The 13,907-nt window shown below is 47.6% G+C and carries 13 protein-coding genes; 2 read left to right on the top strand and 11 right to left on the bottom strand.

All coding sequences use genetic code 11. The annotated features are described in order from the left end of the window. Window positions 1-34: 34 nt before the first annotated feature. Together MLD56_RS06345 and cls are read right to left on the bottom strand one after the other, a co-directional pair. On the bottom strand, window positions 35-979 hold the full coding sequence (locus MLD56_RS06345; protein ID WP_029516224.1) for a YitT family protein: 945 nt from the start codon (window positions 977-979) through the stop codon (window positions 35-37). 192 nt (window positions 980-1,171) lie between these two features. Further along, on the bottom strand, window positions 1,172-2,602 hold the full coding sequence (gene cls / locus MLD56_RS06340; RefSeq protein WP_029516223.1) for a cardiolipin synthase: 1,431 nt from the start codon (window positions 2,600-2,602) through the stop codon (window positions 1,172-1,174). Window positions 2,603-2,748: 146 nt separating this feature from the next. Between cls and MLD56_RS06335 the strand changes: the two genes are divergently transcribed. Together MLD56_RS06335 and MLD56_RS06330 are read left to right on the top strand one after the other, a co-directional pair. Then, window positions 2,749-3,780 carry a M23 family metallopeptidase gene (locus MLD56_RS06335; RefSeq protein ID WP_029516222.1) on the top strand — a complete coding sequence of 344 codons (1,032 nt, stop codon included), beginning with the start codon at window positions 2,749-2,751 and terminating at the stop codon, window positions 3,778-3,780. Between the two features lie 45 nt (window positions 3,781-3,825). Continuing rightward, window positions 3,826-4,287, top strand: a complete 462-nt coding sequence (locus MLD56_RS06330; RefSeq protein WP_029516221.1) for a bactofilin family protein — start codon at window positions 3,826-3,828, stop codon at window positions 4,285-4,287. A gap of 39 nt (window positions 4,288-4,326) precedes the next feature. On the opposite strand, the gene MLD56_RS06325 is transcribed toward MLD56_RS06330, so the two are convergent. From MLD56_RS06325 to MLD56_RS06285, 9 genes are all read right to left on the bottom strand, one after another. Continuing rightward, window positions 4,327-5,412, bottom strand: a complete 1,086-nt coding sequence (locus MLD56_RS06325) for an AI-2E family transporter (protein WP_029516220.1) — start codon at window positions 5,410-5,412, stop codon at window positions 4,327-4,329. 239 nt (window positions 5,413-5,651) lie between these two features. Beyond that, entirely contained in the window at window positions 5,652-6,434 is a 783-nt protein-coding gene (locus MLD56_RS06320; protein ID WP_029516219.1) for an ABC transporter permease, read from the bottom strand. After that, entirely contained in the window at window positions 6,427-7,347 is a 921-nt protein-coding gene (locus MLD56_RS06315; protein ID WP_029516218.1) for an ABC transporter ATP-binding protein, read from the bottom strand. The genes MLD56_RS06320 and MLD56_RS06315 overlap by 8 nt, the downstream gene beginning before the upstream one ends. Before the next feature lie 108 nt (window positions 7,348-7,455). Further along, window positions 7,456-7,947: a hypothetical protein gene (locus tag MLD56_RS06310; RefSeq protein ID WP_029516217.1), complete on the bottom strand. Its 492-nt coding sequence runs from the start codon at window positions 7,945-7,947 to the stop codon at window positions 7,456-7,458. A gap of 131 nt (window positions 7,948-8,078) precedes the next feature. Beyond that, on the bottom strand, window positions 8,079-9,056 hold the full coding sequence (locus MLD56_RS06305; protein ID WP_029516216.1) for an LCP family glycopolymer transferase: 978 nt from the start codon (window positions 9,054-9,056) through the stop codon (window positions 8,079-8,081). Window positions 9,057-9,070: 14 nt separating this feature from the next. Next, the gene (locus tag MLD56_RS06300; RefSeq protein ID WP_029516215.1) at window positions 9,071-10,411 is read right to left on the bottom strand and encodes a UDP-glucose dehydrogenase family protein; all 1,341 of its coding nucleotides are present in this window, start codon (window positions 10,409-10,411) and stop codon (window positions 9,071-9,073) included. Window positions 10,412-10,462: 51 nt separating this feature from the next. Then, window positions 10,463-11,272, bottom strand: coding sequence for a WecB/TagA/CpsF family glycosyltransferase (locus MLD56_RS06295; RefSeq protein ID WP_029516214.1), 810 nt, complete (start codon window positions 11,270-11,272; stop codon window positions 10,463-10,465). Then, complete coding sequence (locus MLD56_RS06290) at window positions 11,250-12,491, bottom strand: glycosyltransferase family 4 protein (RefSeq protein ID WP_029516213.1); 1,242 nt, start codon at window positions 12,489-12,491, stop codon at window positions 11,250-11,252. Before MLD56_RS06290 ends, MLD56_RS06295 begins: the two co-directional genes overlap by 23 nt. Further along, window positions 12,488-13,720, bottom strand: coding sequence for a glycosyltransferase family 4 protein (locus tag MLD56_RS06285; protein ID WP_029516212.1), 1,233 nt, complete (start codon window positions 13,718-13,720; stop codon window positions 12,488-12,490). The genes MLD56_RS06290 and MLD56_RS06285 overlap by 4 nt, the downstream gene beginning before the upstream one ends. Window positions 13,721-13,907: the final 187 nt, after the last annotated feature.

Raw genomic sequence — 13,907 nt, 5'->3', positions numbered from 1 at the left:
CACAGCCATTAGGCTGAGGAATTGTCCCCTTGCGCTAGTGTATTCCTTTTTTCTTAAAGCGTCCGCCCTTCACATCGTGAATGTTACCGATCGCAACGAAAGCGTGCGGGTCCCAATCTTCAACGATGCTCTTCAGCTTCGCTTCCTCCAGTCGGGTGATGACGACGAAAATCACTTTCTTGCTTTCGCCTGTAAAGCCACCTTCACCTTCCAGATAAGTTACGCCCCGTCCAAGACGATCCGTCAGGGCATCCCCGATATCACGGTATTTGTCACTAATAATCCAGACCGATTTGGACTGATCCAGACCTTCAATCGTAATATCAATCATTTTCATGGCGATATAATAAGCAATCATGGAATACAGGGCATTTGGCCAACCGAACACAAAACCTGCACTTCCCAGAATGAATATGTTAACGAACAGCACGATCTCACCGACCGAAAAAGGAGTTTTTTCACTGACGAGAATAGCTACGATCTCTGTTCCATCCAGCGAACCGCCAGACCGAATCACAAGACCCACCCCAACACCGAGAATGACGCCCCCAAAAATAGCGCCGAGCAGCGGTTCGCCAGGAGTCAACGCACTTACATTGTGAAGTAACGCGGTTCCAATGGACATTACGACGATACCGAATAATGTGGATAAAGCGAAGGTTTTACCAATTTGTTTGTAGCCGATAAGTAAAAATGGAAGGTTCAACAGGGTCAGGAAAATACCGAGCGGATAGCCAGTAATCTTGGAGGCCATGATGGAAATACCTGTAACGCCTCCGTCAATAACGCCGTTAGGAACTAGAAATATTTCCAATCCCACTGCCATCAGAGCTGCACCAACTACAATCATGGCTGCACGCTGAAACAGGCGTTTTACTTTGTTCTTTGGATTAGCTGGAATTTTGCTGATCTTGGTCAACTCTCCGGTCACATCTGTAATCTCAGATAAACTTTGGACTTCCTTGCTCACTACACTCATATATAAATCCCCCCGTTACAGTATGATATATTGGACAAAAAAGGGGCTGCTATCCGCAGTCCCCTATTCATTACCGCGCTATTTATATAAATAGTATATCACAAAACTGTGATTTCGCGCAAAAAAGTTAGCAAAGAGCACATAAATCACAATAAAGCGGGATTATAGCGATAAAAACGACGAAAATCGCCTTTAAAGGAGTGGAGAGAGCATGCGAGTTAGAATTTCAGCTATTTTCTGAGATCTAGGCCGTCTGCGGAACACGTTTAAATCTATGCGTGAGGAGTTGGAAATGTCCTCTACAAAATCTGCCGAAAGCCGTTCCAGCGCTGAATTAGCAAAAACTACAGCGGTCAACTCAAAATTATAGAAAAAGCTGCGCATGTCCATATTGGCGGTCCCGACCGAGCCGAGTAAATCATCGACAATCACCACTTTGGCATGAATAAATCCTTTTCGATATTGGTAGAACTCCACCCCTGCCTCCAGCAGTTCTTGTACATAGGACAGAGACGCCAAATGAACTAACTTCGAATCGGACTGATAGGGAATAATAATTTTCACATCTACGCCACTGACTGCCGCCAGCTTGAGCGCCTCATAAATGCCCGGATCGGGAATAAAATACGGCGTCGTAATCCAAATCCGCTTTTTGGCAACTGTGAGCGCCCCAAAGCACATTTCCTGAATCGTATCCCATACCTGATCGGGACCGCTGCTCAAAATCTGTACTTCCTCATCCCCGGTACAGGTATGTGGAGGAAATAAATTCACATCCATCAGTCTCTCCCCTGAGGCCAGCTTCCAGTCACTAAGAAACGCATTTTGTAGAAAATAGACGCTATCTCCTTCAATCTGCAAATGCGTATCCCTCCAAAATCCTACTTTGGGGTATTTTCCGAGATAATCGTCGCCTACATTAATCCCTCCTACAAATCCAACCATGCCATCTACCACCACGATTTTCCTGTGATTGCGATAGTTAATCCGGCGGTCCAGTGTGGCGAAAAACGGAGGTAGAAAATAATGAAATTCCACTCCCGCCTCACTACAGGTGCGAATAAAGGAATAGGGTAAATTGTAGCTCCCCACACCGTCTACAACGAATCGTACTTTTACTCCCTCACGTGCCTTGCGGATCATGACCTCTTGAAACTTTCTTCCGATTTCGTCGGCCCGAAATATGTAAAACTCCACATGGATATGATGTTGCGCATGTTCCATCGCTGCCAGCATGGCCTCGAAGGCTTCTTCACCGTTCGTCAGCACACGTGTGCGGTTACATCCAGTCAACGGGTTTTCCGACATACGAATTAACTGGTTAAACAGGCGCTCCTGATGTTTGAAATGAGGATTATGCATTTGCTCCACATGTTCAATGACCTTGGATTGCGCCCATAGACGCTCGCGGAATTCACGAAACAGCTGCGATCCCCCTTTTCGAACCACTTTACGCTTCTGATAATCCTGTGCAACAAAGTAGTACACGACAAAGCCAATGAGCGGGAAGCAAAACAAAATAAAAAGCCAGGCTACCGCTTTGGACGGCTTGCGAAATTCAAAGAGCAGGATCGTCCCGGTCTGAAAAATAAAAACAATTAAAACCAACAGCAACCACAGCATGTCTAAGCCTCCTTATATATCTCAGGATTTTGCAAAATCCTCATCTACGTTTTATACTAAGCTCCAATTTTTTTGACATGTTTGCCTCTTAAGCTGAATAGATAGTAACCAAGCACTATAGGAGCGATGTCCGGAAAGGAGCGATTATGAAAAAAGGAAGCCTAAATCGCCGGATGACCCTGCTTGTTATTCGGGATGCACAGCAACCGCCCAAGCAGCTACAATGCTCTACAGCCGCTGTCATTCTCGTCCCGACTCTTGTGATCGCGTCTATCTCTACGCTCGTGATCGGGCTGCAAATCCGTTCTTCCCATATTATTTCCCAAATGGAAACGAATCTTGCTGTCCAGAGTTTGCAGATGGAGGTCACGGTAGCGGACAAGGATGCAGCCATTGGGCGACTACGGCAGGAAGTCATGGAGCTGACAAATCAAGCCACCCATATTCGTGAACGCCTTCAGCGCGTAACGGAGCTGGAACAGCAAATGCAACAATTCATTCGTAAACACGGAAACTCATCTGCCACAAGTAACCATAAAAAGACCATGACTCCGCTCTCCTGGGATGCTTCCGGCCATATTGGGGGTGAGCTGATCGCAGTACATGAAAATACTGCCTTCCTAACTCGCCAGGCAATGGATGATTTTCAGGAGATCGAATCTCTGTTGGACACGGTGGAGCGTACGGTTCCCCGCTCTATTCAGCAAGCAAATGCCGTCCAGCAAAATCTGGAGCGCAAACAAGCCGCACAGTTACTCCAGACTCGTAGGCTGGCTCTTGCCGTGCAAGGGAAACCCTCCGTTTGGCCTGTAGGTTCACGGCGAATGACCTCCAGCTTCGGCTATCGCAGCGACCCTTTTACGGGTAGATCTGCCTTTCATTCAGGCGTGGACATTGCCGGACAAACCGGTGATCCTGTCTATGCAGCAGGAGCAGGCACCGTCTTGGAGGCTGCTTCTAGTGGAGCCCGCGGCAAGTGCATCATCATCCAGCATCCTGACGGACTCCAGAGCTGGTATATGCACCTGAGCGGCATGCAGGTGGCTCCAGGAGATCGTGTCCACAAAGGACAGACCATCGGTCTGCTGGGAAGTACCGGGAGAAGCACAGGACCTCATCTTCATTTTCAGATCGTCAAGCATAACCAACCTGTCGATCCATTACTGTATGTACAATGAGGATTTTGCAAAATTTTCACAATAAAAGATTGGGGGAAAACCATCATGTTTAAGGAATCCAAAAAAAAGCTCTCCACCCCAGCTATGGATACACTGCTCGCTAATGGCACCAGCTTTGAAGGTACAGTTGAAGCAGAGGCCAATATTCGGATTGACGGTCATTTTCAGGGCGATATCCGTAGCACTCGTACTGTCGTCATTGGAGAATCTGCTGTTGTACGTTCGGACATCTTCGCACAAGACGTCATCCTTGCCGGTAAGGTGTTCGGCAGCATTACTACAGAAGGACGACTAACCATTACGCCGACAGGTGAGCTGTACGGAAATACCGCGACCGCTGCATTGGTCATCTCTGAAGGCGGTGTACTGGACGGCACAAGTCAAATGAACCGAACAAAGGATGTAGAGTTGTCAGCTTCTACGGATGAGCCAAACGACGAAACCCAATCTAGTTTCAGCAAAGACAGGGAGGACAGCCAAGCCACTCTGCAATCCGAAGCAGGGTAAAATCAGGATATACTCCTTTAAATCCAGTGCATTCTCCATTCATTCCATAATATCCTCCACTCTGCGTTCCAAAAATAATTGGTATACCTTGCGTATGACGATTTTTCCGCACATATACAATGGAATCACCAAAATGATGCCCAGAATCCCGAGCAGGTCACCACCAACTAACAGTAAAATAACGACAGTCAACGGATGAATATCCAGTTGCTTGCCAAAAACTATAGGTGACAGCCAATTATCCTGAATTTGCTGTGCAGCAATCACCACGACCAGCGACCAGAGCGCCATCGAAGGTGATTCGAGAAATCCAATAATAACCACGGGTATAGAAGCAGCCACTGCCCCCACATAGGGAATAAAATTAAGAAAAATCGAAATAACGGCGAGCAGCAAGGCATAAGGCAAACCAATAATTAAAAATCCAAGGAACATCATCACACCCAACGCGACATTGATCAGCACCCGACTTACGATAAAGCTGCTGAGTGCACTATCGATATCTTCCATAACCTCCAATGCGTCCTTGTGATATTTTTTAGGAAAGAAGTTTAGCATTTTAGGGCCAAACTTGCTCCCTTCCTTCAGCATGTAATAGAGCAATATGGGAAAGGTAGCCAATACGATAAAAAAGTAGGACACGAACGATACCAGCTTTACCGAATAATCAGATAGCGTCGAAAAAGCTTCGTTCAACGTATCTGACAGTTGTGACAGCGGGTCTTCACCCGGAGGCAGCACTTGTCTCAAGGATTGATTATGCCGCCATTGGCTCAATTGATCAACCAGACTTTTAATGAGCTTCGGCGCATTTTCAAATAAATTGGTTACTTGATCACGCAGTGTAGGCCACACACCCCATGAGAAAACAAACAATAACACTCCAATGACCAAATAAATCAGCAAGATGGAGATCGATCGTTTGATTTTTCTCCGTTCCATTACATCTACAATCGGCCTCAATAAATAATAGAGGAAAAAAGATAGCATTAACGGTACCACCAGCAAGCTGACCAAAGATACGAGAGGACTAAATATAAAGCTTACTTTGGTGCCCAAGTAAATGATGAGTAATAGCATGACGATACCTGTAGTTACACGAAAAAAACGATTATTTTGCAGCATACCATGCGGCCCCCTCTGTTCTGTTTCTCTCTACCTCTTTAAACGCAAAATGGCCCTATTGATTGATTCTTGCTGAAAATAGATTACAATATACCTCTGCACGCAGAATATGTAACAAAAATGACATAGATACTGGATAAACAGTGTTAAAGAGAATTTTGAAAAATCCTGAAATAACAAAAGGACGTCCAAATGCTGAGCATTTGAACGTCCTTTGTGTAACTCTAAGACACTGCGATTTAGGTTGAAACATCCCGTTTTACGAAAACCACCCAGGCAATGGCGATAAAAATTACATAATAAGCGGCCAGCACGGTGAGCGAAAAGGTTAGACTGGAACTTACCGTACCCGGCGGCATATCTAGATATTTTTTCAGATCCATATGCGTAAATAGTACATATTTGGTCCATTCAAAACGATCTGTGCTGAACAAGCCAATAGAGTTATAGATTGTTTTGGTGAACATCATGAACAGCGACAGCCCAATCGCCAAGGCACTGGAACGGAAAACAGCGGACAGCATAAAAGCAAAGGCCATCGTCACGAACAAGGCAATATAGCTATACAAGAAGTTCAACGTTACGTAAGATATCGGATCACTGAACAGCGGAACAGAACCCGCTGGTGCATCCTTGGATAACATCAGCCATGAGGACAGCGTAACCATCAAGATCAAAATGATCGTTCCGAGCAAACTGAACAAAATCACGGATATATACTTGGACAACAATATTTTGCTGCGAGTCCAAGGTCGGATGAGCAGCAGCTTAATCGTTCCCCAAGTAAATTCACCAGCCACCGAATCAGCAGCTACAATGACCGTAAACGTCGTATTGAGGAAAAACGTAAACAACGTCGTCAACGCAATCCCATCCCACACACTGACCTGATCGGAAACCAGGGAGATCAGCATCGGAATCGCAGCAGTGATGACCGCCAGCAATCCCAGCATAATCCATGTGCGCACACGCAGGTAAATTTTCAGATTTTCGTTATGTACCAGTTTGAAGAAATCACCCAATAAACCCGCCTCCCGTCACTTCCAAAAATTGATCTTCCAGCGTACGGGCAACCGGGCGAATCGCATATACTTTAATTCCGTTTGCAGCCAGCAGGCTGTTCATCTCTGCAATCTGTTCCCGCTCCAGGTGAAGCAGCAGTTGATTACCTTCAACGCGTCCTGCTCCAGCAAGCGCATAGGCTTGTTCGGCATCATTTACCTCAAAAGCAATTTCCGCCGTCTGCACTTCCTCCCCTGTGTTCTTCAGTTGCTTGATATCAACCAGCCGTCCGCTCTGAATAATGGCTACACGGTCGCACATCAGCTCCATCTCGGACAACAAATGACTTGATACGAATACGGTAATTCCCTCCGTACGGGTCAATTGACGTAAATAATCCCGCAGTTCACGAATACCCTGCGGGTCCAAACCATTGGTCGGCTCGTCCAGCACAAGCAGCTTCGGTCGATGCAAAATCGCCTGAGCTACTCCAAGTCGCTGTCGCATCCCGAGCGAATAGGTTTTTACTTTATCGTGAATCCGGTTTCCGAGTCCCACCAAACGAATCGCTTCATCCACGCGTTCTTGGGTCACCCCAGGAGACATTCGCGCAAAATGCTGCAAATTTTGATAGCCTGTCAAAAACTTGTACATCTCCGGGTTCTCAACAATCGCTCCGACATGGGAAACGGCCTTTTCAAAATCAGTATTAATGCTGTCTCCACAAATATGAATATCGCCCTTGCTGATCGAAATCAGGCCAACCATCATACGGATGGTTGTCGTTTTTCCCGCACCATTGGGTCCAAGGAAACCAAATACCTGCCCCGCCGGAACCTCCAGCGTCAGATCATCCACGATCGCTTTGGAGGAAATGATTTTACTCACACCCTCCATACGTATGACGGGAACCTGTCCTGTCGCTTGCTGCATGCTATGAAACTCCTTCCATCCGGAGTGAAGCTGTTATCCATTTACTGTACATTTCCGGTTTTGGAAGTATTGTACCATATTTAACCTTTTAGAAACACCTCGCAACCTCTATTCCTTGTCCTTGTATATCCAAAGCACCCGCCATTTCTCATCTTCCTGCGTCACATAACAAGGCTGTACGATATCAAAATTACCGAATCGGGTCTTGTAATGCTGAGTGACCGTAATACGGTAAACTTTCCCTAACTCTTCTCCATTCTGATCCGTACGAATGTCATATTCAGTCTGCGGCTCCCCCAGTTCAAACGTGAACGTATCCGTCCCCATATCCTGCATAAAAACGTGCGCACGCTGCTGTACATACGTAGATTTCTCGAATTTCTTTTTTATTTGCGAATGAAAAAGCTCCCATGAACCTCCGAAATTTCCCGATTGCTCCATCGTGTAGAACTCGTTCAGTGCTTCTACCGCTTGATCGCCCTCGCCTGTAGACATCACCCCACGCAGACCCAGCCACAGCAGCCATAACAATCCACCTATGATGGCAAAATATAATAGCTTACGAACGAACGCCGAAGCCGCTCTTCTTCTAAACAGCACACACTGCCCCTCCCTCTGTTGGACTATACCGAATTCTCTACAGATGTATGTGGGACAAGCCTTTTTTAGAAGACTTTAGAAGAAAATAACGGGTGACCTCCCAACAGGGCACCCGCCTACATAAGGCTTACCTAAGGCGATATGGTAGTGGTAAGCATATGCTTCTCCAGCACTCCATGGATACGCTGGCGTTCCTGTTCATCCACCATGTAATAATACACCCCGTTGATTTTACGCCCATGTCCCTTCAGTTCAACGGTATCCGTCTGCTTGAGGGACGGACCGATCCGGGTCAGGAAGGTGGTCATATCGTCAAAGGTAATGTCTGTGCGAATCTGCTCCCCCGCTGCCTCCAGTATCGGTTTTACCCTCAACAGCCCTTCCTTGCTGATGGACTGGGCAAGAATTTGCTTGAGTAGCTCCCGCTGGCGAGCATTTCTTCCGAGATCCCCACGTGGATCATCGAAACGCATACGGGCGTAGGCCAACGCCTCAGCCCCGCTCAAGTTCAAATTACCCTGTGCAAAATGATGACCCTCATATTGAAAATCAAGTGGATTATGAACCTCGACTCCCCCCACAAGGTCCACCATTTTCGCAAACCCTTCCATGTTCATCTGTACATAGTAATCTATCGGATAGTTCAAAAAATGTTCTACCGTACGGATCGACATATCCACGCCCCCAAAAGCAAAAGCGTGATTGATTTTGTCCTCACGCCCCCTACCGATCAACTCTGTTCGCGTATCGCGCGGAATGTTGAACATCAACATAGAGCCTTCGGCAGGGTTAACAGACAAGACGATCATCGTATCCGATCGTCCTGGATCGTGAGACCGCCGATCTACGCCCAGCACCAGCACGGTGAACGGCTTGAACTGGGAGATGGCTGCCGGATTGGGTGTAATTGATCCAGAGTCTGTATCTACGGATCGCCCTGCTCCGCCCGTTGCAAGGGTAGAAACCGCCCCAGGCTGCACGATGCTGCGCGGATGATACATCGCATTCGCCGCTGTTTTAAAAGAATGATACACATAAGCGGTGTAGGCAGTAGCCCCTATGACCAATAACGCCGCAGCCCCCAATGTTATCTTCAGCCACCGTTTCATATGCAGCCTCCCCTTTACGGATTTACTACAGACTGATGACGATCTACATCCAGATTGTTCATCTGTGGCCTACCGACAGAATAGTATGCAAAGACGGATTGTCTGATTTGCTCCTCGCTATACACATTGCGTCCATCGATCATAATAGGATACTTCATAAGCTCATTCAGCTCACCCAGCCCGATTTCACCAAACTCCTCCCATTCCGTCAATAGACACAGTGCGTCGCATCCCTCTGCTGCTTCCCGTGCGCTATCTGCCCACGTTACTTCCGAGCTGTCCAGCAGTCTGCGGAAGTTAGCGGTAGCGATCGGGTCATATGCACGGATTTGCGCCCCTGCCTCCAGCAGCGACTGCATAATATCCAGCGCCGGGGCATCTCTTACGTCATCTGTATTCGGTTTAAAGGCCAGTCCCCATATACCAATCGTTGCTCCTTCCAGATCACCCAGCGCCTCTTTCAGCTTACGAATCACGTTAAAGCGTTGACCCTGATTCACTTCCACCACAGATTTCAGCAGCTTGAATTCATAGTCCACGTTGCCTGCAATTTGGATTAGAGCTTGTGTATCCTTTGGGAAACAGGAACCCCCATAGCCGATACCTGCTGACAAAAAGGAGGAGCCGATCCGCTGATCCAGCCCCATACCGTGTGCCACACGTGTAACGTCTGCGCCCACCTTTTCGCAAATATTTGCAATCTCATTAATAAACGAAATTTTGGTCGCCAAAAAAGCATTCGACGCATACTTGATCATCTCCGCCGAACGGATATCTGTGGTTACGATATTTGTCGTCAACGGCTCGTGCAGTGTAGTGAGCACTGCGGACACATGCGGATCGGAAGCCCCGATGATGATTCGATCTGGCTGTAAGGTGTCTAGGACTGCTGAACCTTCGCGCAAAAATTCAGGAACCGAAGCCACACCAAAAGAATAGTTTGTGCGGCTCGCAATCCAATTTTGAATGCGTTCGTTCGTTCCGACAGGCACCGTGCTTTTGGTGACAATGACTTTGTAGCCATTCATGGCGTCTGCCACCTCGCAGGCTGCTTCTTCAATATAGGACAGGTTCGCTTCCCCGCCCGGCAGTGAAGGCGTGCCGACCGCCAAAATAACAATTTCAGCCGCCTCTACCGAAGCTGCCGTATCTGTTGTAAAGCTTAGTCGGCCTTGTTCTACATTATCTTTAATTAGAGCCTTTAATCCCGGTTCATAAATCGGCACCCCACCTGCACGCAGCTGAAGAATTTTGTCCTCATTCTGATCTACACAGACGACGGTATTCCCGAGTGCGGCAAAACAGACCCCCGACACCAGCCCCACATACCCCGCACCTATTACACATAGCTTCAAAGCAACTCCCCCTTTTACATGCTGTCTCATTGCATCCTGCTATTACCGACTTCACTTCTCTATATCTCTTCCTGCAAGCCGATTTTGATAAAGCGTAAGCCGTTTGTTTTGCCGATAAGATTTTAGAAAACGGTATACATATATCGGATTGTTGTAGGCATACCTCTTCCATAATCGCTTCGGTTCGCAGATCAGACGATACAGCCACTCCAGCCCCAGCTTTTGTACCGCTAGCGGCGGTCTGCGAACCTTTCCAGTGATATAGTCAAAGGCCGCCCCTACTCCAATCATCACGCCACGGATGCGGTCTTTGTTTCGATGCATCCATATTTCCTGCTTCGGGCAGCCTAAGCTGACGAATATGATATGCGCCCCGGACGCATTGATTTCATCAATGATCCGCTCCTCCTCATCTGGGTGAAGCTCACGAAATGGCGGTGAAAAGCTGCCCGCGATGCGGATCCCGGGGTAATCCTGTCTTACTCTTTCTTTTAAGCTATCCAGCGTATCCGGCGTACTGCCGTAAAAATACATACTCACCTTCGTCTGTGGCGCACGTTCGCACAACTTGAGCATCAGACTGGGACCATCTACCCGATCCTGATGCTCAAATCCGTACAGCTTGAGCGCCCATACCAACGGCATACCGTCCGGAGTACACAGATCTGCTTGAGTGAGCGCTTCGTGGAACTCGGAATGATTCCCGGCTGTGACAATGGAATGCGTGTTGCAAATACAAACATAGCCGTCCTTTCGTTCGACTGCCCATTGTTCCAGCATGTGTACCGTCTCCTGAAACGTAAGTGCTGCAATATCTGCATCCGCAATCCTTCCGACTCTATATTGGGGCAGCTGCTTCATAATCATGCTCCTCCATCGCCTCGCTATATATCGCCATCAGCTGCTTCACATTCACTTCTTCCGTATAGCGTGCAGCGTAGTTTTCCGACACCTTCTGTCTCATAACTGCATAGTTTTCATAGGCTACTGCACAGCGAATCACGGTCTTTATATTTTCCAAATCATCATGTTGAAAATGGAAACCCGTCACCCCGTCCTCCACGACTTCCTCCAGTGCGCCGAGCCGGCTGCATAATACCGGAGTTCCAACAGAAAAAGACTCTACAATGGTCATGGGAAATCCTTCATACCAAATGGAAGGCACCATGACATACATGGCCCGGCTCATGCAATCCAGTACCGTGTCTCCATCCTGCTTACCGAGAAACCGAACATCTTCCTGTGGATAAGCAGCGGTCAATTCAGCCTTTTCCGGACCATCTCCAATGATGACCAGTCTCAATCCCCCCCGATCTTCCAACTGTGACCAAGCTTGCAGCAGATTGCGAACCCCTTTTTCAGCTGAAATCCGTCCCACGAACAATAAATAACGATCATTCGGGTCATATTGGGTTTTCACTGTTTTATGATGGACAAAATTTGGCTTTACCGCGATACGATCCAGTGGAATACCGCTTTCGGCAAATTTGTCCCGTGCAAACTCTGTCAGCGCGATATAGCGACTTACCTTGTGCTGCCATGTGCCGATCAGATCGTTGAACTTAATCATCGCCGCTACCGGAATCGTCTGAAGCTGTGAACCTCGATAGCATCCATGACGGATGGAATGCAGCAGCGTGCCGTGCAGACATTTTTCACAAACCTTATTCCCTCGCATAAAGGTTGCCGCCGGACAAATCAGCCTGTAATTATGCAGTGTCTGGACAACCGGAATCCCCAGCCGTTCACAAGCATGATAGACCGAAGGGGATATAACCGGAAAAAAATTATGCACATGTACCACATCTGGCTTCACCTGTAAAAGCAGCTTCTTGATTCTTTTGAATTCCGGCAGAGACCATGCCGCCTCTACCGCCAGCTTTGCCATGTTCGCTAGCCCTCTGCTTTGAATGCTGTCGTTGTGCACATAGTAATGCTCTGTCTCTATTCCTCTGGAACGCAGCATAGCTGATTCTTGCTCGACAACCTTGTCTTCTCCCCCGCTTTGCTGATAAAAGTTATGGATGATCAGCACCTTGCTCACAGGAGGGCTCATCTGTCTGCTGACCTGTTGGCTCACGTGGTTGCCCCTCTTTCCTGCGTTGATTGCATAGCGTGGTTCGAACTTCTGGGCTTGATCCCTTGATGGCTTACGATTTCATCCGCAATGCGATCCCACGACATACGCTCGACCGTAAGGAAGGCCTTCTCCGCCATACTTCGTCTCAGCTCAGCATTATCCAGCAAATCGTCTATTCGACCAGACCATTCCTCTTCTGAAAAGCTTCTCAGCATCACTCCGCTCACTCCGTCCTCAATCAAGGTAACCGAGCCCCCGTTTACCGAAGAGATAATCGGAACGCGAAACAGCATGCTTTCCAGCAGCACCATACCAAAAATATCGTATTGGGTCGGAAACAGCATCACATCCGCCGCTCCGTAAACTTGCCACAGATGACGTTGCTCCACTCTTGAAAAATGTATAATACTGTCCGTTATTCCCAGTTCATGAGCATATGTCCAATAGCGGTCTGTGTCCGTCTTCCGTCCATCCCCGACCATTAACAAAAGACAGCTAGGATGCTTTTGGAGTACCCTTTTGAACGTACTCAGCATAAAACGTATATTTCTCCGTTCCTCCAGTACACCAACATACAAAAGCACCGGACGATCTCCGATTCGACGTAGCTCATTCGCGACCTCACGGTTTTCCTCACGCTCTCCGCTTATGTTGTCACTTTTATTACTGGTGTCACTGTCGGATGCTCTCTCTACTTTACTGCGATCCAATCCGACTCCAATCGTAACCACGTTGTCAAAACCTTTATTCTCCAAATAGCGCTTGGCAAGATCGGATTTGACATAGGTACGGCGTAGAGATTTTGCTACCTTCGGCAGCAGCATAATATCGTACAGTTTGCGGATCAGCGCGTGCGTGTTATCTCGGTATGGGCCGTGATACAACGCCAGCTTATCAGGACATTTGCGGGAAAGCAGATAGGTCATGATCTGGTTGTATTCTGTAGTAATGACCAGACTATAAGCATCCAGAAAAGAATCTTTGAGAACATCTCTGTAGATGCTGTTGCTTAGGAACTTAAACCCGTGGAGCCAGATAATACGCAAGGTGCATCCTTCGTGACGGTAGACCTGTTCCAGATGGGTTTCCTTACGATCGTTGTAGTAAACAATGTCGCAATCATAGCCTTTTCGAACGAGTGCTTTGCCCAAACCGACTTCCTGTAAATTGTATGAGTCCCCGTTCACCTTGCTGGCAAAATTGCGGAGATACAATATTTTTCGAATCATCATCAGGGCTCCTGCCATTTCATATTGAGTGAGTTATGGAGCACGGAGGGTTCAGAGAACGCTGCGCGTTCCATTTGATCTTCCGATCGCTGTTGCAGTGGGATTCCTGGATATATAAAACATTCCGAGGTAGGAATCCCACTGCAAAGGCGAACGCTAGCGCTTCTTCAGATTCAAATGGACCGCT

Origin of the sequence: Paenibacillus peoriae, assembly GCF_022531965.1 — a bacterium.
Taxonomy (GTDB): Bacteria; Bacillota; Bacilli; order Paenibacillales; family Paenibacillaceae; genus Paenibacillus; species Paenibacillus polymyxa_D.
This window is presented reverse-complemented; position numbering and strand designations above follow the sequence as displayed.